Here is a 19378-nt window from a genome sequence, read left to right as displayed (position 1 = left end):
CGTTGAGCGCGTAGAAGGTCGTATGGATAAGTCGTATGGATAACAAGCCGATGGAGAACCAGCGCCAGATCAAGCAGGCTGGACTTAAAGTCACTGTGCCGCGGCTGAAGATCTTGCACATCCTCGAGACCAGCGAGCAGCGACACCTGAGCGCTGAAGAGGTCTACAAGGAGTTGTTGGCCGCCGATGAGGAGATTGGGCTGGCGACGGTATACCGGGTGTTGACCCAGTTTGAGGGCGCCGGCTTAGTCGTCCGCCATCACTTTGAAGGTGGTCAGTCGGTGTTCGAGCTCAATCGGGGCGGGCACCATGATCATCTGGTCTGCGTGAAATGCGGGGCCGTGGTCGAGTTCTTCGACCAGGTGATTGAAGATCGGCAGCGGGCGATCGCTGAGCAGAATGCCTTCAAGATCGTCGATCATGCGCTTGTCATTTATGGGGACTGCCTGCAGGGCGATAACTGCCCTCGGGCCGCAGGGCTCAAACGGGGCTCGTGACGCGCAGGGAATCCTTGTCTCACTCCACCGAGCGCGGTTGGCATTCGCCGGCACGGTCGTCGGATGTGGGAGAGCTTGGGCCGAGGCGTCCGCTCCGATCACAGCCTGCCTCGGAGACCGATATTGATCCTGGGCTGATGCTGCATATCAGCATCGCTCGGCAGCAGCTAGCGCTCTATCGTGACCATGCCCTGGTTGAAGCGGTCGCGGTGTCAACCGCCCTGCTCGGTCCTGGCGAGCTGAACGGCAGCGGCTGCACGCCTCGTGGGCGCCATCGCATCCGCTTGAAGATTGGCGTTGGCTGTCCTTCTGGCGCGGTGTTCCGTGGGCGTCGTTGGACCGGTGAGGTCTACTCCGCAGCACTGGGCGCGGCTGCACCGGAGCGAGACTGGATTCTCAGTCGCATCCTTTGGCTCAGCGGCTGTGAGTCTGGGCGCAATCGGGGCGGGATGGTGGATACTCTCAGTCGTTTTATCTATATCCACGGCTGCCCGGATAGCGAGCCGATGGGGGTGCCCCGGTCGCATGGCTGTATTCGGATGCGCAATGCTGACATCATCAGACTCTGCGACTGCGTGCCGCTCGGCTGTCCGGTCATGATCGACTGAAGGCGTTGATGATGTCGCGGCTGGTCGTTGTGCGTCTGGGTGCTGCATTCTTGGTGATGTTCGGCGCCTGCACCCTGGTCTTTCTGTTGATCCATTTGGTGCCCGGTGATCCGGTCGACGCCATGCTTGGCGAGACCGCTCGTGCCGCGGACCGGGCGGCCTTGCGCGCTGCCTTGGGGCTCGATGCGCCACTGTGGCAGCAGTACCTCGACTATCTTGGTGGGCTGGCGCGGCTCGATCTGGGCCGTTCCCTGCGTGAGCAACGACCGGTGGCGAGCATCCTCGCGGAGCGATTGCCGCCGACCTTGCTTCTCGCCAGCGCTGCGCTGAGCCTCGCGCTGGCGATCGCGATCCCGCTGGGTGTGCTCGCCGCACGCTATCAGCACCGCCTGATCGATAGCTTGGCGATGAGCTTTTCGCTGTTAGGTGTTGCCGTGCCGAACTTCTGGCTCGGGCCACTTCTGATCCTGGTCTTTTCGCTTTGGCTGGGTTGGACGCCGGTCAGCGGCATGCAGCAACCAACTAGCCTGATCCTGCCCGCGATCACACTGGGTACTGGACTGGCCGCGATCTTGGCGCGGATGGTGCGAGCCACGGTGCTCGAGGTGTTGGGCGACGACTTTATTCGCACGGCTCGCGCCAAGGGCTTATCAGAGGGCGCGATACTGCGCCGTCACGCCTTGCGCAATGCCTGGCTGCCGGTGCTGACCCTCATCGGGCTGCAGCTCGGCGCATTGCTTGCTGGCGCGGTGATCACCGAAACCATCTTTGCCTGGCCGGGCGTTGGCAGCCTGATGGTCGAGGCCATCCAGGCGCGCGACTTCCCTGTGGTCCAGGGTACGGTGTTGCTGATCGCCGCGCTCTATGTGCTGGTCAATACAGCGACGGATCTTGCTTATGCCGCGCTCGATCCGCGCGTGAGTATCGGCTCAGGCTCATGAGCGACGCGATCCCGCAATCCGCATTTTGGAAGATGAGTCGTCCGTGATGCGGGATGAGCCATGCGTCTGATTCTCCCGGTCGGCATCCTCGTGGTCTGGGCCTTGGCGGCACTGATCGGCCCCTGGCTGCCGTTGGCGCCGAATCAGATCGATCTTCCGCAGATCCTCCAAGGCCCGACGCTGCAGCAACCGCTGGGAACCGATGATCTTGGGCGGCCGGTGCTTGATCGTCTGATCGTCGGCTCGCGAACCTCTTTCTTGGTCGCGATTGCTGTGGTTGCGCTCTCGTTGGCACTTGGGGTCATTGTCGGCGGCGTTGCCGGCTATTGGGGTGGCTGGCTGGATTTGGCCACGGTACGGCTGATCGATATCTTTCTTGCGTTTCCCGGCATTCTGCTCGCGATTGCCCTCGCTGGGGTGCTGGGGCCGGGGCTTGATAATCTGATCATCGCCCTGGCAGCCGTCGGTTGGGTTGGTTACGCACGGCTCACGCGGGCGCAGGTGCTTTCGTTGCGCAGCCGCGATCATATACTCGCGGCGCGGGCACTGGCCGTGCCATCGTACCGGATTCTGATCCGCCATCTGCTCCCGCTGGCGGCAGCGCCGTTGATCGTTGAGGCGACGTTTGGCGTTGCCTCGGTGGTGGTGGCCGAGGCTGGGCTCTCGTTCCTTGGCCTGGGTATCCAGCCGCCAGCAGCGTCATGGGGGAGCATGATCCGTGATGGCGTCGCCTACATGCTGGTCTCTCCGCACCTAGTGCTTGCGCCTGGCTTTGCCCTGCTGCTGGTCGTGCTCGCGGTCAATCTCGCCGGTGACCGCCTGCGTGACCGGCTTGATGTGCGTGGAGTGCGGTCTTGAAGAAGTGGTGCATGGTGAGTGGTGAGTGGTTGAGCCGCAAGGGGAGGTTGCTTGCTGGGCAACAAAGAGCCGGCGCTAGCGGTATGATTCGAGCCTGAATCCCAAAAAGAGCCGTTGGGTAGTGCCCCGATCTACAGGGCGAGGTGCAGCTGGACGCCTAAGAGACTGTCCAGGAAGGGCAGTCTCTAAAGTATTCGCAAGTTACGAAAATTCATCCTGCTGATCAGGGCGCTATCAACGATGGCAGGCCAGTGTTGAGAGACGGAGTCGGTTCATGATGAGTGCAGATCCTGGCCAAGTGCCCAGGCCGCGGCGGCTTGGGCCGGTGATGCTCGATCTTGAGGGGGCCGAGCTGAGCGCCGAGGAACGTGAGCTGTTGCGTCATCCAGCGGTCGGCGGGGTGATTCTGTTCCGGCGCAACTTTGTCACGCCGGAACAGCTTGTGGCTTTAACCGATGCGATCATCAGGGTCGATGAGCGGCGCTTGCTGATCGCGGTTGATCAGGAAGGTGGAAGGGTTCAACGGTTCAGCGAAGGGCTGACGCGCTTGCCGTCGGCGTCGCGGTTTGGCGTCCTCTACGCGCGTGATCCGCGTTCAGCATTGGAGGCGGCTCGTGCTGTTGGCTGGCTCATGGCTGCTGAGCTGCGCCAGCTGGGCGTGGATTTCAGCTTCGCCCCGGTGCTCGATGTTGAGCAAGGCCTGAGCCACGTCATAGGCGATCGCGCCTTTGCGATGGCTCCGGAGGCTGTGGCGTCGCTGGCAACGGCCTGGCTGCAAGGCGTGCACAGCGCCGGTATGGCCGGTTGCGGCAAGCATTTCCCTGGACACGGGGGCGTCGTCGCGGATTCGCATCTCGAGTTGCCCGAGGATCATCGGCCGCTCAGCGTACTTGAGCACTGGGATCTGTTGCCGTTCCGCCGGCTGATCGCGGAGGGGCTTGAGGCGATCATGCCTGCGCATGTTCGTTATGCTGCCATCGATCCTGATCCGGCCGGCTTCTCGGCGTTTTGGCTCCGTGAACAGCTCCGTGGGCGGCTGCGCTTCGGGGGCGCGATCATCAGTGATGATCTCAACATGGCCGGCGCAGGGATTGCCGGCAGTCCGGCGGCTCGAGCGCTCGCGGCCTTGCAGGCCGGTTGTGACCTGACCTTGATCTGTAACAATCGCGAGGCGGCGATTGCGGTGGTCGAGGCGGTCGTGGATTGGCCGATGACGCAGTCAGCTGCGCGTTTGCAGCGATTACGGGCCCGAACTGGCTTTGATCTGGGCAACGTTGAACGTCGGCTGGCTGCGTTAACGGCAATCGATCGGTTGCCAGCTTGAACGCATGCCTGTCCGCTGTTGCAGGCCATCTTATGGCGCATGATCCTGCCCTATTGCGGGCGCTGAGGCGAGGTCGAGGATGCGCGGCTCGGCTACATATCCGACACAGGAGATAATCGATGAATAAGATGACCGCTGAGGATTACCTGGCGATCGCGGGACGCGCTGAGTGCTTGGTTACAACCGCTGAGGTTGAAGCGGCGCTGCAGCGGATGAGCGATGCCATCAGTGCTAGGCTCGGTGATAAAGATCCGGTGGTGCTCGCCGTGATGACTGGCGGCATTGTTGCCACCGGCTTACTGTTGCCGCGGCTCGATTTCGCGCTGCGGCTCGACTATGTGCATGCAACGCGTTATCGCGGTGGCACCCGAGGCGGGGAGATCGAATGGCGGCATCGGCCCGCGGCGGCGGTCCGGGGCGAGCATGTGCTGGTCATTGACGACATCTTCGACGAAGGGCTGACAATGGAGGCGATCGTCCAGGCCTGTACCGAGGATGGGGCGGCATCTGTGCTGAGCGCGGTGCTGGTCGAGAAGGAGCGCAAGCGCGACTGTGATTATCGGCCTGACCTGGTTGGCCTTCAGGTCCCGGATCGCTACGTCATGGGCTTTGGGCTCGATTACAAGAGCTACTTCCGTAATGCGAATCGCATCCTAGCGGCGGCTCCCGCCGATATCTAAGCTCGGCGCCTGGCACAGGCTTTCGAGATGTCCGTAAAAAGCTAATATAATTAAGGGCTTTTTGACAATTTGCGGTTCATGGGCTAAACCCATCCTGAAGCACTCAATCTGTGGAGGATGGTGATGCAAACACTCGACGGCTACCGCAGTAGTCATGCTGAGCTGCGCCAGATGATCGACGATCTCCGGCAATTAACAGCGCCTGAGCAGCTGAAGATCAGGCCCAATGCGAAGACGGCCTATCAACTGCTGTGCGATCTTGCCAAGAAGGTCAAACTGCACCTTTCTGAGGAGGACAAGCAGCTCTATCCAAACCTCTTGATCCACGAAGATCCCAAGATCAAGTCGATCGCTTGGGGGTTTATCAGCGGTGAGAAGCCGCTGCGCCGCTCCTTCGACGAGTATTACAAGCGCTGGCTGAAGAACTGCGATTTCAATTTCAGCGACGAGTTCTTGCAAGAAACGCACGAAATCTTCGACATGCTTGCCTACCGGATCGACCGCGAGGAGCAGGTGCTGTTCCCAAAACTCCTCGAAATCGGAATCTTTGTCGAGCAGCGTGTCTGATCGGATTCTTGGCCTGGGCTGATCAAGGCGAGCTGATCAAGGATTGATCTGGCTCAATAAAAGGTTTCGCCAGGTTCTCCAAGACAGCCTGGCCTCCAATAGCCGGTGGGAATGACGATCAGGTCTATCCGAATTCAAGGCAAGGCCTGCGTTTGCAGGTTCTTGCCGATGCTAGGCGGGCGTCGCGAGTGTTCAAGCGTCGCCCGAGTCCAGTACAATGGCCCTCCTCTGTTCCGGGAGTGGCATTCATGTCTGAGTTGGCGATTATTGGCGGGTCCGGCTTCGGCGCCTTTCCAGGTCTTGAGGTGCGCGACACTCAGCCTGTGGAAACCCGCTATGGAACAACCTCGGCGCCCCTAGTGCATGGGCTCATCCATGGTCAGCCGGTTTGCTTCCTGGCGCGCCATGGTCCAGGGCATCGATTGCCACCGCACCGCATCAATTATCGGGCGAATATTCAGGCCCTCGTCGATGCCGGCTGTTCGTCGGTGGTCGCCTTAGGGGCCGTCGGTGGTCTCCATCCGGGCTGTCCTCCAGGAACCCTCTGCGTGCCTGATCAGCTTATCGATTACACCTATGGTCGTGTTCATAGCTTCTTCGACGATGAGTCCGATGGCGTGCGCCACGTCGATTTTACCGAGCCCTATAGCGAAGCGTTGCGCCAGCAACTGCTGACTGCGGCCTCCGCCGCTAGGATTGCGCTTCGCGATGGTGGCACCTATGCCGTGACTCAGGGACCTCGGCTTGAGACGGCAGCTGAGGTGCGTCGGATGGCGCGCGATGGCTGCGACTTGGTCGGTATGACAGCGATGCCTGAGGCAGCGCTTGCTCGCGAGCGCGATCTCGGCTATGCCACACTGGCGTTTGTCGTCAATTGGGGCGCGGGCCTCAGTGACGAAGCGATCACCATGGAGGCGATCAATGCGCAAATCGAGCGCTGTGCCGATGATATTGGGCGCCTGTTGGCGGTGTTTGCCGAACAGCGTACCCTGCCGGCTGGCTGAAACGACGCCGGCGAGAGATGTGTTCCCACAACCAACCAAAACAACCTCGCGGAGAAACAAACATGGCAGACGATCAGGAGCAAACCCCGGTGGAGAATGCTGAGCAGAATCCAACGCAAGGCCAGACGCAGCCAAAGACGCGGATGGGCTTCGTCCCCAAGGTTCTGCTTTGGGGACTTGTGCTGCTCTTTGGATACCTTTATCTCGGCTCCCTTGAGCGTGACCCTGGGGAGCCATTTGTCCCGTTCACTAAGAGCGGTGGCGAGCCTGAGGCGCCGTCCGTTGCCGCGCCTGCTTCAAGTGGGTCTGCCAGCGAGGCGGCGAGCAGGGCTCCGTCTGAACCATCTCAGCCAACGCCACCTGCTGCGGCCAGCGCAGCAGCTTCAGCGGATGCACCGGATGTGAGCAAGCAGGAGGCGGAGGCCTTTGCCCAGGCATTGATGACCAAAAAGTCGGAGCCGAAGGCTGCTGCTGAGCCGGCTCCGGTGTCAGCCCCAACGCCGGTATCAGAGCCTGCACCGGCCGCCAAGCAAGCCGCGCGGCCGGCAACGCCACCGGCACCGGCGGCTCCGGCTCCGAGCGCGACTGATGCTAAAGCAGAGAAGACGGCGGCAAGTGCTGAGGCCGCAGAGGCGCAAGCACCCGCGAATGCGAGCGATTGGGCGGCTCAGCGGCGCGCTGAGGCCGAGGCCTATTATGCCGAGCGCAGGCGTCAAGCTGAGGCCGCCGCGCGCCAGCGCTGGGAGGCAATGCAGCGCATGCAGCCAGCGCCTTGGCAAGCGGCACCGCCGGCGGTCGCACCCTATGGCCGTTGGCCTGCACCCGCTGCGCCTGGCTACTACTATCAGCATCCAGCTGCACCAGGCGCTCCTGCATCGAACTGAGCCCGCCAAGAGGAGGGTGCGGATCGGCCGCTCGGTCGGACGCACCAACCTCTCCTGAGACGACGCCCGCGCTACTCCCAGCGGAACAGTCGTGATGCGATGCTGATCAGAATCGCCGCCATCATCAGCAACAGTGCTAACTGTGGGGCGATCTCGAGCAGTCCGGCGCCATCAATCATCACGGCCCGAGCGCTATCGACCAGATAGGTCAGCGGGATGAGGTGCGAGAGGGCCTGCGCTGCTGCGCTGGTGCCTTCCATCGAGAACCAAACCCCTGAGAGCAAGAGCATGGGCCAAGACATGAGGTTGAGGAGGCCATCGGCCAGCTCCTCTGTCCTAAGTCGGGCGGCGACGATTAATCCCAAGCTGATCATGTTGAGCGCGCCGGCCATATAGATCAGGATGAGTGCGAGATAAGAGCCCTGCATCGGGAAATCGAGCAGCAACTGGGCGCCGGTATACACAATCAGGCTGGAGGCCATTACCACGATGAGCCGTGAAAGGATCTGTGCGCTCAGAAATTCGAGTGGGGTGAGCGGGGTTGCTTTGAGACGGCGCAGAACCCCGTTTTTGCGATAGCGTACCACGACCCAGCCAACCCCCCAGAGGCTGGAGAACATCAGGTTCATCGCCAGCACACCGGGCACGGCCCAGTCGGCGTAGCTCAATGCCTCGCCGCTGGCGGTTTGCCGCAATACTCGCTCTGGTGCAGGCTCGCCGTTGGTGGTCATCCCTGCCGCGCTGCTCAACGAGCCTAGGAGCAGACGCTCGGCGATCGAGCCATTGGCCGATTCCGGATTCACCCAGTAGTGCGGAGGCTCGGCTGCCGATGCCCTGGTGTCGAGGAGCAGGTCGAGCTGATGTCTGGCGACCTTGGCGACACCAGCCTTCTGCTCCCGGATCGGAACGAATTGGATGGTCTCGATTGAAAGGAAATCTTCGAACTGCTGACCGGCCGTTGACGAGGCCGTCGTGTCACCTTCGTCGAGCAGGCCGACCTTGAGTAGGGTTTGGCTGCCTGAGCCAAAGATGAAGGCGAAGGCGAGGATCATCATCACCGGCATCAGGATGTTCCAGATCAGGCCGGCGCTGTCGCGGTAGAACTCGCGGTTGCGGGCGACAAAGATCGCGACAATGCGTTTCCAGCTCGGTTGCACGAAGATCCTAGGCGCTCGCACTGGGTTTAGGCGAAGGTTGTCCGTTGGTTTCGTCACTGGTGTTGTCGCCGGTTTCGTCAGGGTGTCATCGCGAGAGCTCAGTTTCTGAGGCTGTGGCCGGTCAGTTTGAGGAAGAGGTCCTCTAGGCTCGGGCGGTGGACGCGCAGATCGATCAGGGAGGCACCGGACTGCTCCAGCTGTTCAAGGGCCGCAGGGACCTCGTCGACATAGAGCTCGATACTGGTATCTCTCAGCTCGGCGTTGGCTGGCAGGGGCTCAGTGCTGGGCCAGGCGCTACTCGGCAGGCGCAAGATCGCTGCCGGAAAATGCTCCTGAATCAGCGCACTCGGACGACCTTGGATGAGGATGCGACCCTGATCGACGATGGCGATCTCGTCACAGAGGCGCTCCGCCTCTTCCATATAGTGAGTGGTCAGGAGGATCGTCGTACCACGTTCGCGGACACGATCGATCAGCGCCCAAAAATTGCGCCTGGCCTGGGGATCGAGGCCGGTGGTGGGCTCGTCCAAAAAGACCAGCGTCGGGTCGTTCACCAAAGCGATGGCCAATAACAGACGTTGACGCTGCCCCCCGGAGAGCTTGCGCGTGTCGCGCTCTAGGATCTCGCGCAGATGACAGAGCTGGATGAGCTCGTCGAGATCCGCATGGCGCTGATAGAGGGCCGCGAACATCGCTAGGGCTTCACGAACCCGTTGGAAATCTTGCAGCGAGGTGGCTTGGAACTGAATGCCGATCTGCTCGCGGAAGTCGCGATCGAGCGGCCGGCCCCGGTAGAGCACGCGACCAGCAGTCGGTGACTGGATGCCTTCAAGCATCTCAAGGGTGGTCGTCTTGCCAGCGCCGTTTGGGCCTAGGAGACCAAAACACTGGCCGGGCCGGACACCAAAGCTGATGCCGTCGACGGCACGCAGGCCTGGGAACTGTTTCACGAGCCCGTCAGCGGCGATCAGAAAAGGATCAGTCATCGGCTCAGCGACAGGGCTGTTGTATGGTCGATGCAGTCAGTCAGTTGTCGGAGCGACGGGTTGGACACGTCCCTGTGTGGGCGCTGATGCGGTCAGGTCACAGAGCCACCGATCGCATGAGTATGCATCGGTGGTCTCGGGCCCTAGCACCAGCGGTGGTCTTATTCCTTGTCGTTCTTGGTGGTGTCGATCCCGAGCGGCATGTAGGCCGCACAAGTGCCGAAGTAGGCGGTTCCTAGCAGGATCAAGCCTAGCAGGGCCGGCAGCCAAGAGCCGGTGATGATGGCGAACAGGACCAGCACGCCGGCAGCAGCGTAACGGATGTTGCGATCAGTCTGGCCAACGTTTTTGACGAGGTTCATAGGATGCTCCAAAGGATCGATGAGTGTGGGTTCATGACGCTGGCGGCTGTACCCTGTCCGATGACTAGGGGGCCGATGACGGGAGCCCGATGACTAGGGGCCAGCTGCCTTGGTCTGACTAAGCGTTAAGATGGGGACGATGGCGTTAGGTTTCCCGCATCTGGACCGATGCCGAGAACCCTGCCTCTGATAGCGCAGCCGGCAAACGGGTGTCGCGACCGCGTGAGTCGAGAGTATAAGGGCAGATGGGGCATGGGGCGTTGCGATTGGACAATGGATGATGCAAATCCACGGCCTTTGTCCGCTAGACTGGTTATTCTGAGCGGTTTTTTCGCTGTGGTCGTCCATTCGAGCCTTTTCATGCACGGATTTCAGTTGTCCCGCGCCCTGTTTTGGGCAGTGATCGCTTTTCTTGCGCTGCTCGCGCTCCGGCCCTGGATCGACGGTTGGCTGATTGACCGCGAAGCGGCGCCCAGAGCGGTTACCGCCCGTGGTGATCTCGCGGCCGATGAACAGTCGACGATCGCGATCTTTGAGTCCGTGAGCCCATCGGTGGTCTTCATCACCACGACCGAGGAGCTGGTCAATCGTTGGACACCTGATCCGAACGTCGTTCGTCGCGGCACCGGATCGGGCTTTGTTTGGGATGGCCAACGGCATATCGTGACCAACTGGCATGTGATTGCCGAGGCGAGCGCGGCATGGGTGCGCCTGGCCGATCAGCGCATCTTCCGCGCCGAGATGATTGGCAAGAGCCCGGCCCATGATCTGGCGGTGCTGAGGATCAGTGGTGCATGGCAGGCGCCCAAGCCGATTCCGATTGGCCGCAGTGCCGATCTGCGGGTTGGGCAGAAGGTGTTTGCGATCGGCAATCCATTCGGCTTCGATTACAGCCTGACGGCGGGCCTGGTTTCGGCGCTAGATCGAACCATCTACAACGAGCGATCCGGCGAGATCCGCGGACTGATCCAGACCGATGCGACGATCAACCCGGGTAACTCAGGCGGCCCACTGATCGACAGCGCCGGGCGACTCATCGGTATCAACACAGCCATCTTCAGCACCTCTGGCACCTTTAGCGGCATCGGTTTTGCCGTTCCTGTCGATACCATCAACCGGGTCGTGCCGCAACTGATCGCGCGCGGGCGTTACATCCGACCGAGGATCGGCATCACCACCGACGACGCGATCAGCCGACCGATTTTGCGGCAGCTTGGTCTCGAAGGTGTTTTGGTGCTTGGGGTGGGGCCAGATTCGCCGGCTGCTGTCGCGGGCCTGATCGATACCCGAGTTAGTCCGACAGGGGAGATCCTGCCGGGCGATGTGATCCAGCAGCTCGACGGACAGCCGGTGAAAGAGATGGCTGATCTGATCGAGATCCTCGAAGGCTACCAGGTGGGTGACCGAGTCAGGCTCGCCATTGAGCGAGATGGCCACTCCATCGAAGTGGAGATCCATCTCGGCGGCGAATCCGTCCGTTGGGATTAGGCCATCTGCTGACTGATGCGCCGCCAATCCCTGGCGGCCCTAGACCTTAGTCGAGGCCGCAGAGGCCGCTCGGGCAGCAACCGCCGGTTCCGCAGGCTGGTGCTGGCGCGCTGCCACTGCCGAGGGCGCTGCTCGAGATCAGGTTGCCGCCGGTCGCCATGCGGCTGACCGGGGTCGATACAGGTGTATCGCCGCAGGGGATCGCTGCACGCTCGCAGAGCTCTCCCCAGGTGCTGATGGTCTCGCTCATGCGATGACTCACCTCAACGATGCGGTCATTGGTGTCACAACGATAGTCATAGGTTGGCATCTGAGAGGTCCTCTATATCGATGTTTGCTGATATACGAGGATTATACCAAGCAGACGCTCAGGGTGGGGCTGACGAGCCACCAATCTTGGCGAGCCAGATCGACCTCGAGCCCCTGCACGACGTCTTCGCGCTTGAAGGCGAGTGGCGGTCTCTCAAGGCTGATCGCGAAGACCAGTGTCGTGGGGGGCGTTGCCGCAGCCAGGTCATGGCCAAGGATCAGGAACAGTGAGAACAGCAGTGCTAGGGGCGGCCCAGCCCAGCCTTGGGCACTGAATGCAGGCCCTCGTTGGCTGGAGTGCCGATTCGCCTTGCGCTGCTTGTCTATCCGCTTGCGATTCCAAAGGCTATCCGGATGAGGCGCTAGACTGGGCTCCCGGGCGCGCTCTACTGCGCTGACGACAGCCATCAGTGGTCACGGGCTCAGTCGCCGGGCAGGATCGGAGTGGTCGCACCCTGTTCGGGATCAGGCACTGTGCTGAACCAGGCTAGCTTTTCGCGCAGGCGCACGACCTCACCGACGATGACCAATGTTGGCGGTTGCGGCGGATCATGCTCGACCTCGGTCATGATCGTAGCCAGGGTGCCGACATAGACCTTCTGCATGTGCGTCGTGCCTTGCTGCACCAGCGCTACTGGCATTTCGGGTGCGACCCCGTGCTCGATCAGCTTGTCGACGATCTGCGGCAGACCGACCAAACCCATGTAGAAGACGAGGGTTTGATTTGGCTGTGCCAGCTGTGGCCAGTTGAGATCGATGCTGTGATCTTTGAGATGGCCGGTGACGAAGGTGACCGATTGTGCGTAGTCGCGATGCGTCAAGGGGATGCCGCCGTAACAGGCGCAGCCATTGGCCGCAGTGATGCCGGGCACGACCTGGAAGGGCACGCCCTCAGCGGCCAAAGTATCGATCTCCTCGCCGCCGCGGCCGAAGATGAAGGGATCACCGCCTTTGAGGCGCAACACCCGATGGCCCGCTTTGGCGAGCTGCGCGAGCAGACGATTGATCTCCTCCTGGCGCATCGTGTGCTGATTGCGTTGCTTGCCGACGTAGATGTGCTCGGCGTCGCGCCGTACCATGTCGATGATCGGCTTGGCGACCAGACGGTCGTAGACGACGACATCGGCTTGCTGCATCAAGCGTAGGGCGCGAAAGGTGAGCAGATCGGGATCGCCAGGACCGGCGCCGACCAAGTACACCTCGCCCGTGCTAGCTTGGGTGCCAGACTCGAGCTCCTTCTCCATCGCCACCTTGGCCTCGTCTAGATGCCCGGAAAAGACGCGCTCGGCTACGCCGCCTTGCAGCACGCGATCCCAGAAGCGGCGGCGATCGCGCTGCTGCTCAAATCGGGCCTTCACCTTGTCCCGATAATCGGCACAGAGCTGGGCCAGGCGGCCATAGCCGGCGGGCACCAGTGACTCCAGCCGGGCGCGGATCATGCGTGCCAGCACGGGCGAGGCGCTACCGGTTGAGACCGCGACCACGACCGGCGAGCGATCGATGATCGACGGCATGATAAAGGTACAGTCCTCGGGCTGGTCGGCAACGTTGACCGGGATGCCGCGCGCGCTGGCAAGCGTCGCGATGCGCCGATTCACGTTGCGGTCGTCGGTGGCCGCGATTACCAAGTGCATGCTGTCGATATCCCGGTCCGCGAAGGTTCGGGCGTGATAGCTGATCTCGGTCGGGTCGACCTGCGCCCTGAACTCGTCGCTGAGTTTGGGTGCCACGACGTTGATCCGGGCGCCCGCGCGCCTGAGATTGTCGAGCTTGCGCAATGCGATCGGGCCGCCACCCACAACGAGGCAGGGCTTTGCTTTGATATCGAGGAAGATGGGGAGATGTTCCATCGCTGAGGCTGCCTCTGGGGGCGAAACTGTGGTGTGCTCTGACCGGCTGATTGGTGCAACCGTCGCAGGCCTGGAATGTTGATGGTGCTTGGCGGCTCACTGGAATCTGCTGCCAAGCAGACCAATGATCATACGCCTTGCTCGAGCCGCTTGGGGCCGATCGCCCGCCGATCGCTGGACGACCAGCGCGACAAGAACGGCGACGACACTGTTCGAGCATGTTAATATACTGAAATACTTGGTCATTGGGTAGTCAAAACCGTGGTCACAGAGATTGATTCTGAAACCCTCAAGTCACGGCTGAGCAACGGCGAGGATGTCCTGCTAGTCGATGTCCGCACGCCTGCGGAGGTCGCACAGGGTGCGTTGCCAAACGCCATCCACATCCCGATGGCCGTCATCCCGGTGCGTGCCGCGGAGCTGCCTCGCGATCGCGATCTGGTGATCTATTGCCGCAGTGGCGCGCGTTCGTATCACAGCTGTCAGTTTCTTATGCAACAGGGCTTTGAGAACGTGGTTAATCTGCGCGGTGGCATCATAGCCTGGGCCCGGCACGGCTACGAGATTGGGCCGATCAACGGCGGTTGAGCGTCGTCGAATGGGGCCAGCTGAGTGCCACTCGTATTGCCTTTTGGTCCAGTTTCGGCTAAAAATCAGCAGCTTCGTTTGTGCTGAAATACTAAAGCATAATCGTGGGTCTTGAGCTGACAGGGCTCGTCCAACTTTTTTAACACAGAGTGTGAGGTGTAACCGATGGCAGACTTCAATCAAGAGCTCGACGCAAGTGGACTCAATTGCCCGCTGCCGATCCTGCGCGCAAAGAAGACGCTCAACGGCATGGAGGCGGGCGAGATTCTGCATGTGATCGCAACCGACCCAGGCTCGGTCAAAGACTTCGATGCCTTCTCCAAGCAGACCGGCAACGAGCTGATGGAGTCGAAGGAAGAGGGTGGCAAGTTTCACTTCATGATCAAGAAGAGCTGACCTCCGCCTCACCCCTTAACACTACAGCAGGGGCTCGGCGAACGGGCTCCACTGGGAGGAAACGATGGACGAAAAGAAACTGGCCATCATCGCCACCAAGGGCTCGCTCGATTGGGCCTACCCCCCCTTCATCCTGGCGTCGACCGCCTCTGCGCTGGGCTATGAGACGCAGATCTTCTTCACCTTTTATGGCCTGCAGTTATTGAAGAAGAAGCTCGAGCTGCAAGTCACGCCGCTTGGCAATCCAGGCATGCCGATGCCGATGGGCATGGACAAGTGGTTCCCGATCCTGGGCATGACCCTGCCTGGCATGCAGGGCATGATGACCAAGATGATGAAGCAGAAGATGAAGGACAAGGGCGTCGCTAGCGTCGAGGAGCTGCGCGAGCTTTGTCAAGAGGCCGAGGTGAAGCTGATCGCCTGCCAGATGACCGTGGATCTATTCGACATGGATTCCTCGCAGTTCATCGATGGCGTTGAGTACGCTGGCGCCGCAGCCTTCTTCGAGTTTGCGGGCGAGAGCGATATCTGCCTGTACATCTGATCCTAGTCTAGCATTGAAGCAAAAAGAAGGCTGCTCATGCTCGAGCAGCCTTTGAAATGCGCGGCGAGGTGCGCGCGCTTAGGGGGCTGGTCTCCGAGCTAAAGGTTAGAAGGCGTCGAACGACTTGCTAACCTCAAGCCCGATCAGGTGCGCGTTGGCCTCGTAGTCGCCATTGATGGCGTCGGTGCCATTGATATCGACGCCTCTCACATAAGGCGTCGCGCTGCGATACTTGCGATCCTTGAACTTTACATACATATAGCCGGCGTCAATCTGCCAGCCATTGCCTAGGCTATGGCCGACGCCGACACCAAAGAGGTGGCGATCGTTATCCGGCACTCGGGCGCTGAAATGGCCATCGCCTTGGGGTGTCTCGTCGAAGGAGTAGCCAAAGCGGAGCTGGGTCTGGTCTTGCAATTGATAGCTGATGCCAAGCCGATAGGCGTTGGCGTCTTTCCAGTCGTTCACGTCCTCAAAGAGGATGGCGCCGTTGAGATCGCCCTTGACCTTGATCTGGTCAAAGCTGCTCCATCCGTTCCGGGTCCAGTCAACCTCGACTGCGAGCGCTGGCGTGAGCTCGTAACGGACGCCGAGTTGGAGGCGCCATGGGAGATTGAGATCAAGCTCCGCGGTCTGGCTGGGCTGCAGTGCGCCAATCATCACCAGAGTTGGGTTCAGCGCGCTGTAAGTGCCGTCGACGCTGATGGTGCTGCTGGAGTGGAAGTTGATACCGGCGCTGAAGGGTCCTTTCGCATAGAGTGCGCTGAGGTTGAAGCCAAGCCCGGTGCCGTCACCCTCGAGTTGAGTGATCGATGAATTCAGGGTGGCCGCTTTCACCCAATAGATGTCTAGGCCAAGTGCGACGGCTAGCTCATCGGAGATAGCGTAGCTGAGCGTCGGTGTGAAGTCGATGATCTCGAGGTTGCTCTGCGTCGGCTGCGGGCTTGTCGGTACGCTGCCGCCTGGCCCCAATGGAGGCTCCGGCAAGGTCAAGCTGCCGGTCAGCGGTGGGAAGGTCTCGGTCTTCCAGCGTGTCTCAAGGCCAAAGGGGGCACTGATGCCAAGCCCGGCCGACCAACGCTCATTGATACGAATCGCGGTCTGAAACATAGGCGCAGCGAGCCAATCCGCCCCAGCGCTGTCGTGGCTGCCACTTGAGTTAGTGACGGAGAATGAGGGTCCAATCAGCAGGCTTCCAGCGGCTATCCAGGACTGGTCGTGAAATGCGATCGCGGCTGGATTGTAAGGGGCGGCGCCACGCTCGACGGGGTTCGCTACCAACGCGTTTGCTGTGGCGATGCCCGCGGCTGAGAGCTCGGGGACGGCGAAGCCGGAGGCCGATGCGCTCGAAGAGAGGCAGGCGCCGAGAATGGCGCCGGAGATCGTTAGCGCCGACCAATGGCTGTTGTGAAATGCATACATTGAGCGAGCCTCCTCAGACCGCTGTGTGGCTTCGATTGTGGTGTGATTATTATCGCCAATGTGGTGAATATACACCGCGTTGTTGCGGGAATCCAGCTGTGTTGCGAATCTGCTCTCGCTCTTGCTGCTAAGGAGGCGCGCTCGGGCTAGATCGGAGCGCTTATGCTATAAAGGCAGACGCTGAAGACGGCTTCGAGGAGACCATGGCAGACCGCAGACTGCAGGTGTTTCACACGGTGGCGCGTCTGCTGAGCTTCACCAAGGCGGCCGAGGCGTTGCATATGACGCAGCCAGCGGTGACTTTCCAGGTCAGACAGCTTGAAGATCAATTCAATACCCGGCTGTTCGACCGCGGGCGCAACCGGATCAGCCTCACGGCTGCTGGTGCCCGGGTGTTCGAGTATGCCGATCGAATCTTTGAACTCTATGCCGAGATGGAGCAGGGCGTCCGTGAGCTCACAGGCGACATCAGCGGCTCAATCACCATCGGTGCGAGCACCACGATCGCCGAGTACATGCTGCCAACCCTGCTCGGCGACTTCAAAAAGCGCTATCCGGAGATTGGCATTCATCTCAAGGTCTCTAACAGCGAGGGCATCGTCTCGCTGGTCGAGCGCAATGCCATCGATTTGGGCGTGGTCGAATCGCCTGTCGCGAATCGTCACCTCGTGGTGGAGACCTGCAAACAGGATGAACTGGTCGCGATTGTCCGACCCGATCACGATCTTGCGAACAAACGTCGTGTGGCCTGTCGACGCGTGCTCGAGTATCCCTTCATCTGCCGCGAAGAAGGCTCTGGAACCCGTGAGGTGATCAATGATTACCTCGATGAGATGATCGGTGGGACTGGGGCACTCAAGGTGGCGATGGAGCTCGGTAGCCCAGAAGCTGTGAAGGGGGCGGTCGAGGCGGGGATGGGAGTATCCATCGTCTCGACGGCGACGATTCAGAAAGAGCTCAAGCTCGGCAGCCTGGTCGCATTGCGTTTGGAGCCGCCATTGTTCCGCCCGTTTTCGTTTGTCCATCAGAAGCACAAGTTCAGGATTCGTGTGATGGAGGAACTGCTTGAATTCGCCCGGGCCTACTGTAAGAGCAACACGAGCGCGTGATGAGATGAGCGGGAGGCTGAGATGATCCCCATGGAGCGTGCCTCGGCGCCTGAGCGCCGACTGCTGAAGATCCTGAGGGCGCTGAATGCCCAGGATCGGGCTGCCCTGATGGCTTTTGCCGAATTTCTCATGGCTGGTGGGGCGGGCGCTGCGGGCTCGTTGTCGGGCGACCGCGCGTCTGCCCCAGCGACTGAGCCTCAGCAGGAGGCGCGTCCGCCCCAAGAGAGCGTCGTTGCCGCAATCAAACGGCTACGCCGGGTGTATCCGATGCTTGATCCCGGTGAGATGTTGCATGAGACCTCGGCGCTGATGGCGGCGCATCTCCTCCAGGGGCGTGATGCGGCGGCGGTGATCGATGAGCTCGAGGTCTTGTTCGTCAGTCGCTATCAGACCCAGCTTCCAGGGATCTCGGAGGCGACCGGTGACGATGCCGGTGATGCCACCTAGCCGCTCGTGCCTGGATGATCGCCAGGCTGCTGAATCCCTGTCCAGGCTGACCTAGGTTTCCTACGATGTTGCTGCGAGCGTTCAACCGCTGGCTGAGTCGCTACTTCTCCGACCCCCAGATCGTCTTCCTTGTTTCAGCAGTATTGGTGCTGTTCGCGATCCTGCTGTTCTTCGGTCGCATGCTGACGCCGGTCCTTGCCAGTATCGTGATCGCCTATCTCCTCGAGGGGCTGGTCGGCCTCTTGGAACGCCTGCGTTGGCCGCGTTGGTTCGCGGTGTTCTTGGTGTTCACCCTTTTCATGTTGTTCGTGGCGTCGATGCTGCTTGGCGTGCTGCCCTCGGTTTCACGCCAGATCCGCGATCTGTTGCAGCAGTTGCCCAACATGCTGGCGCATGGGCAGCAGGTCCTGATGCAGCTGCCTGAACGCTACCCGGATCTGGTGACGAGCGCGCAGATTGCTGAGTTGATCGGCAGTATTCGCCGCGATATCGCGGGCCTCGGGCAACAGCTGCTGTCGCTGTCCCTATCATCGGTGGTCGGCGTGATCACACTGCTCGTCTATCTGATCCTGATGCCGCTACTGGTGTTCTTCTTCCTCAAGGATAAAGAGCTGATCTTATCCTGGTTTTGGCGCTGGCTGCCGCACCATCGAGGTGTCGCGAGCGATGTCTGGAAGAAGGTCGACCGGCAGATCTCGAACTATATTCGCGGCAAGGTCTGGGAGATCTTGATCGTCTGGGCAGTCAGTTTCGTGACCTTCTCTTTGTTCGGTCTTAACTACGCTCTGCTGCTCTCGGTGCTGGTGGGACTATCGGTGATTATCCCGTACATCGGCGCCTCCCTAGTGACCATCCCGGTGGTGTTGATCGCCTGGTTTCAGTGGGGCTGGGGGCCAACCTTCGTCTGGCTCACCGCCGCCTACCTCATCATCCAAATGCTGGATGGCAATGTGCTGGTGCCCTTGCTGTTCTCCGAGGTCGTGGATCTGCATCCGGTCGCGATCATTGTCGCGATTCTGGTCTTCGGCGGAGTTTGGGGTTTTTGGGGCGTGTTCTTCGCCATCCCACTGGCGACCTTGGTGCAGGCCATCTTGAGTGCGCTGCCGCAACATATCGATGCGAAGCGTGCCTCGGTCGAGTCGGCGCCTAGGCAGGATAGCCCGGTGGTGTGTGCATCCGAGTAGCCCCCAAGTAGCCTCCCGAGTAGCCCCAAGGTGTCGAACCTGCCCACCGAACCGCGCCGGGGGTTGTCCGCCACAGCTTCTGTGCAGCCTGCTGCAGCTGCACTGGACCCATGACCCCAAAAACCGCAGATGACGCAGATGTGCACAGATTAAAATAATATAAAACAAGGTTT

General features: G+C 60.8%; 23 protein-coding genes. 16 read left to right on the top strand and 7 right to left on the bottom strand.

All coding sequences use genetic code 11. The annotated features are described in order from the left end of the window. The first annotated feature begins 50 nt into the window (after window positions 1–50). The 9 genes from fur to VBE63_RS01835 all read left to right on the top strand — a co-directional run bounded on the left by fur (window position 51) and on the right by VBE63_RS01835 (window position 7363). Window positions 51–497, top strand: coding sequence for a ferric iron uptake transcriptional regulator (fur, locus tag VBE63_RS01875; RefSeq protein ID WP_323681344.1), 447 nt, complete (start codon window positions 51–53; stop codon window positions 495–497). Between the two features lie 137 nt (window positions 498–634). Next, entirely contained in the window at window positions 635–1105 is a 471-nt protein-coding gene (locus VBE63_RS01870) for a L,D-transpeptidase (RefSeq protein WP_323681291.1), read from the top strand. A gap of 11 nt (window positions 1106–1116) precedes the next feature. Then, window positions 1117–2046, top strand: a complete 930-nt coding sequence (gene nikB, locus VBE63_RS01865; RefSeq protein WP_323681343.1) for a nickel ABC transporter permease — start codon at window positions 1117–1119, stop codon at window positions 2044–2046. Window positions 2047–2106: 60 nt separating this feature from the next. Next, window positions 2107–2904, top strand: a complete 798-nt coding sequence (locus VBE63_RS01860; protein WP_323681290.1) for an ABC transporter permease — start codon at window positions 2107–2109, stop codon at window positions 2902–2904. Window positions 2905–3181: 277 nt separating this feature from the next. After that, complete coding sequence (gene nagZ, locus VBE63_RS01855) at window positions 3182–4228, top strand: beta-N-acetylhexosaminidase (protein ID WP_416274494.1); 1047 nt, start codon at window positions 3182–3184, stop codon at window positions 4226–4228. A 119-nt stretch (window positions 4229–4347) separates the two neighbouring features. Beyond that, window positions 4348–4908 carry a hypoxanthine-guanine phosphoribosyltransferase gene (locus tag VBE63_RS01850; RefSeq protein ID WP_323681288.1) on the top strand — a complete coding sequence of 187 codons (561 nt, stop codon included), beginning with the start codon at window positions 4348–4350 and terminating at the stop codon, window positions 4906–4908. A 123-nt stretch (window positions 4909–5031) separates the two neighbouring features. Beyond that, window positions 5032–5475, top strand: a complete 444-nt coding sequence (locus tag VBE63_RS01845) for a hemerythrin domain-containing protein (protein WP_323681287.1) — start codon at window positions 5032–5034, stop codon at window positions 5473–5475. Between the two features lie 248 nt (window positions 5476–5723). Continuing rightward, entirely contained in the window at window positions 5724–6479 is a 756-nt protein-coding gene (locus tag VBE63_RS01840; protein WP_323681286.1) for an S-methyl-5'-thioinosine phosphorylase, read from the top strand. Window positions 6480–6541: 62 nt separating this feature from the next. Further along, the gene (locus VBE63_RS01835) at window positions 6542–7363 is read left to right on the top strand and encodes a hypothetical protein (protein WP_323681285.1); all 822 of its coding nucleotides are present in this window, start codon (window positions 6542–6544) and stop codon (window positions 7361–7363) included. Window positions 7364–7434: 71 nt separating this feature from the next. Here the strand turns inward: VBE63_RS01835 and VBE63_RS01830 are convergent, their stop codons facing one another. The 3 genes from VBE63_RS01830 to VBE63_RS01820 form a co-directional block, all read right to left on the bottom strand. Beyond that, window positions 7435–8520, bottom strand: a complete 1086-nt coding sequence (locus VBE63_RS01830) for an ABC transporter permease (RefSeq protein ID WP_323681342.1) — start codon at window positions 8518–8520, stop codon at window positions 7435–7437. 98 nt (window positions 8521–8618) lie between these two features. Beyond that, entirely contained in the window at window positions 8619–9506 is an 888-nt protein-coding gene (locus tag VBE63_RS01825; RefSeq protein WP_323681284.1) for an ABC transporter ATP-binding protein, read from the bottom strand. 161 nt (window positions 9507–9667) lie between these two features. After that, a complete protein-coding gene (locus VBE63_RS01820; RefSeq protein WP_323681283.1) occupies window positions 9668–9868 on the bottom strand; it encodes a DUF2892 domain-containing protein in 201 nt (66 codons plus the stop codon). A 360-nt stretch (window positions 9869–10228) separates the two neighbouring features. Between VBE63_RS01820 and VBE63_RS01815 the strand changes: the two genes are divergently transcribed. After that, entirely contained in the window at window positions 10229–11356 is a 1128-nt protein-coding gene (locus VBE63_RS01815; RefSeq protein WP_323681282.1) for a S1C family serine protease, read from the top strand. 46 nt (window positions 11357–11402) lie between these two features. On the opposite strand, the gene VBE63_RS01810 is transcribed toward VBE63_RS01815, so the two are convergent. The 3 genes from VBE63_RS01810 to cysG are packed head-to-tail and all read right to left on the bottom strand — an operon-like array spanning window position 11403 to window position 13515. Continuing rightward, complete coding sequence (locus tag VBE63_RS01810; RefSeq protein WP_323681281.1) at window positions 11403–11666, bottom strand: zinc ribbon domain-containing protein; 264 nt, start codon at window positions 11664–11666, stop codon at window positions 11403–11405. Between the two features lie 41 nt (window positions 11667–11707). Continuing rightward, window positions 11708–12073 (bottom strand): hypothetical protein, encoded by a 366-nt coding sequence (locus VBE63_RS01805; RefSeq protein WP_323681280.1) that lies wholly within the window; start codon window positions 12071–12073, stop codon window positions 11708–11710. Window positions 12074–12087: 14 nt separating this feature from the next. Then, window positions 12088–13515, bottom strand: a complete 1428-nt coding sequence (gene cysG / locus VBE63_RS01800; RefSeq protein ID WP_323681279.1) for a siroheme synthase CysG — start codon at window positions 13513–13515, stop codon at window positions 12088–12090. A gap of 261 nt (window positions 13516–13776) precedes the next feature. Here cysG and VBE63_RS01795 point away from each other — a divergent pair, with 261 nt between their 5' ends. From VBE63_RS01795 to dsrE2, 3 genes are all read left to right on the top strand, one after another. Continuing rightward, window positions 13777–14103, top strand: a complete 327-nt coding sequence (locus VBE63_RS01795) for a rhodanese-like domain-containing protein (protein ID WP_323681278.1) — start codon at window positions 13777–13779, stop codon at window positions 14101–14103. A gap of 165 nt (window positions 14104–14268) precedes the next feature. Further along, a complete protein-coding gene (locus tag VBE63_RS01790; RefSeq protein ID WP_323681277.1) occupies window positions 14269–14499 on the top strand; it encodes a sulfurtransferase TusA family protein in 231 nt (76 codons plus the stop codon). 64 nt (window positions 14500–14563) lie between these two features. Then, a complete protein-coding gene (gene dsrE2 / locus VBE63_RS01785) occupies window positions 14564–15043 on the top strand; it encodes a sulfur carrier protein DsrE2 (RefSeq protein WP_200236251.1) in 480 nt (159 codons plus the stop codon). Window positions 15044–15148: 105 nt separating this feature from the next. Here dsrE2 and VBE63_RS01780 read toward each other — a convergent pair whose 3' ends face one another. Continuing rightward, the gene (locus VBE63_RS01780) at window positions 15149–16465 is read right to left on the bottom strand and encodes an OmpP1/FadL family transporter (RefSeq protein ID WP_323681276.1); all 1317 of its coding nucleotides are present in this window, start codon (window positions 16463–16465) and stop codon (window positions 15149–15151) included. Between the two features lie 203 nt (window positions 16466–16668). Between VBE63_RS01780 and VBE63_RS01775 the strand changes: the two genes are divergently transcribed. The 3 genes from VBE63_RS01775 (at window position 16669) to VBE63_RS01765 (ending at window position 19205) form a co-directional block, all read left to right on the top strand. Beyond that, window positions 16669–17574, top strand: coding sequence for a LysR family transcriptional regulator (locus VBE63_RS01775; RefSeq protein WP_323681275.1), 906 nt, complete (start codon window positions 16669–16671; stop codon window positions 17572–17574). 21 nt (window positions 17575–17595) lie between these two features. Further along, window positions 17596–18021 (top strand): hypothetical protein, encoded by a 426-nt coding sequence (locus VBE63_RS01770; protein ID WP_323681274.1) that lies wholly within the window; start codon window positions 17596–17598, stop codon window positions 18019–18021. 65 nt (window positions 18022–18086) lie between these two features. After that, window positions 18087–19205: an AI-2E family transporter gene (locus tag VBE63_RS01765; RefSeq protein ID WP_323681273.1), complete on the top strand. Its 1119-nt coding sequence runs from the start codon at window positions 18087–18089 to the stop codon at window positions 19203–19205. Window positions 19206–19378 lie beyond the last annotated feature (173 nt).

Source organism: Lamprobacter sp. (genome assembly GCF_034860625.1).
In the GTDB taxonomy this organism is placed as follows: Bacteria; Pseudomonadota; Gammaproteobacteria; order Chromatiales; family Chromatiaceae; genus Lamprobacter.
The sequence above is the reverse complement of the archived record's forward strand: the minus strand, read 5'-3'. Positions and strand labels throughout refer to the sequence as shown.

Bases quoted from the DNA above. Each gene is read 5' to 3' on its own strand.
- VBE63_RS01860 (WP_323681290.1), top strand. From the start codon at position 2,107: ATGCGTCTGATTCTCCCGGTCGGCATCCTCGTGGTCTGGGCCTTGGCG.
- VBE63_RS01805 (WP_323681280.1), bottom strand. From the start codon at position 12,073: ATGGCTGTCGTCAGCGCAGTAGAGCGCGCCCGGGAGCCCAGTCTAGCG.
- VBE63_RS01850 (WP_323681288.1), top strand. From the start codon at position 4,348: ATGAATAAGATGACCGCTGAGGATTACCTGGCGATCGCGGGACGCGCT.
- VBE63_RS01775 (WP_323681275.1), top strand. From the start codon at position 16,669: ATGGCAGACCGCAGACTGCAGGTGTTTCACACGGTGGCGCGTCTGCTG.
- VBE63_RS01840 (WP_323681286.1), top strand. From the start codon at position 5,724: ATGTCTGAGTTGGCGATTATTGGCGGGTCCGGCTTCGGCGCCTTTCCA.
- VBE63_RS01820 (WP_323681283.1), bottom strand. From the start codon at position 9,868: ATGAACCTCGTCAAAAACGTTGGCCAGACTGATCGCAACATCCGTTAC.
- VBE63_RS01780 (WP_323681276.1), bottom strand. From the start codon at position 16,465: ATGTATGCATTTCACAACAGCCATTGGTCGGCGCTAACGATCTCCGGC.
- cysG (WP_323681279.1), bottom strand. From the start codon at position 13,515: ATGGAACATCTCCCCATCTTCCTCGATATCAAAGCAAAGCCCTGCCTC.
- fur (WP_323681344.1), top strand. From the start codon at position 51: ATGGAGAACCAGCGCCAGATCAAGCAGGCTGGACTTAAAGTCACTGTG.
- VBE63_RS01790 (WP_323681277.1), top strand. From the start codon at position 14,269: ATGGCAGACTTCAATCAAGAGCTCGACGCAAGTGGACTCAATTGCCCG.
- VBE63_RS01810 (WP_323681281.1), bottom strand. From the start codon at position 11,666: ATGCCAACCTATGACTATCGTTGTGACACCAATGACCGCATCGTTGAG.
- VBE63_RS01845 (WP_323681287.1), top strand. From the start codon at position 5,032: ATGCAAACACTCGACGGCTACCGCAGTAGTCATGCTGAGCTGCGCCAG.
- dsrE2 (WP_200236251.1), top strand. From the start codon at position 14,564: ATGGACGAAAAGAAACTGGCCATCATCGCCACCAAGGGCTCGCTCGAT.
- nikB (WP_323681343.1), top strand. From the start codon at position 1,117: ATGTCGCGGCTGGTCGTTGTGCGTCTGGGTGCTGCATTCTTGGTGATG.
- VBE63_RS01770 (WP_323681274.1), top strand. From the start codon at position 17,596: ATGATCCCCATGGAGCGTGCCTCGGCGCCTGAGCGCCGACTGCTGAAG.
- VBE63_RS01765 (WP_323681273.1), top strand. From the start codon at position 18,087: ATGTTGCTGCGAGCGTTCAACCGCTGGCTGAGTCGCTACTTCTCCGAC.
- nagZ (WP_416274494.1), top strand. From the start codon at position 3,182: ATGAGTGCAGATCCTGGCCAAGTGCCCAGGCCGCGGCGGCTTGGGCCG.
- VBE63_RS01815 (WP_323681282.1), top strand. From the start codon at position 10,229: ATGCACGGATTTCAGTTGTCCCGCGCCCTGTTTTGGGCAGTGATCGCT.
- VBE63_RS01825 (WP_323681284.1), bottom strand. From the start codon at position 9,506: ATGACTGATCCTTTTCTGATCGCCGCTGACGGGCTCGTGAAACAGTTC.
- VBE63_RS01870 (WP_323681291.1), top strand. From the start codon at position 635: ATGCTGCATATCAGCATCGCTCGGCAGCAGCTAGCGCTCTATCGTGAC.
- VBE63_RS01835 (WP_323681285.1), top strand. From the start codon at position 6,542: ATGGCAGACGATCAGGAGCAAACCCCGGTGGAGAATGCTGAGCAGAAT.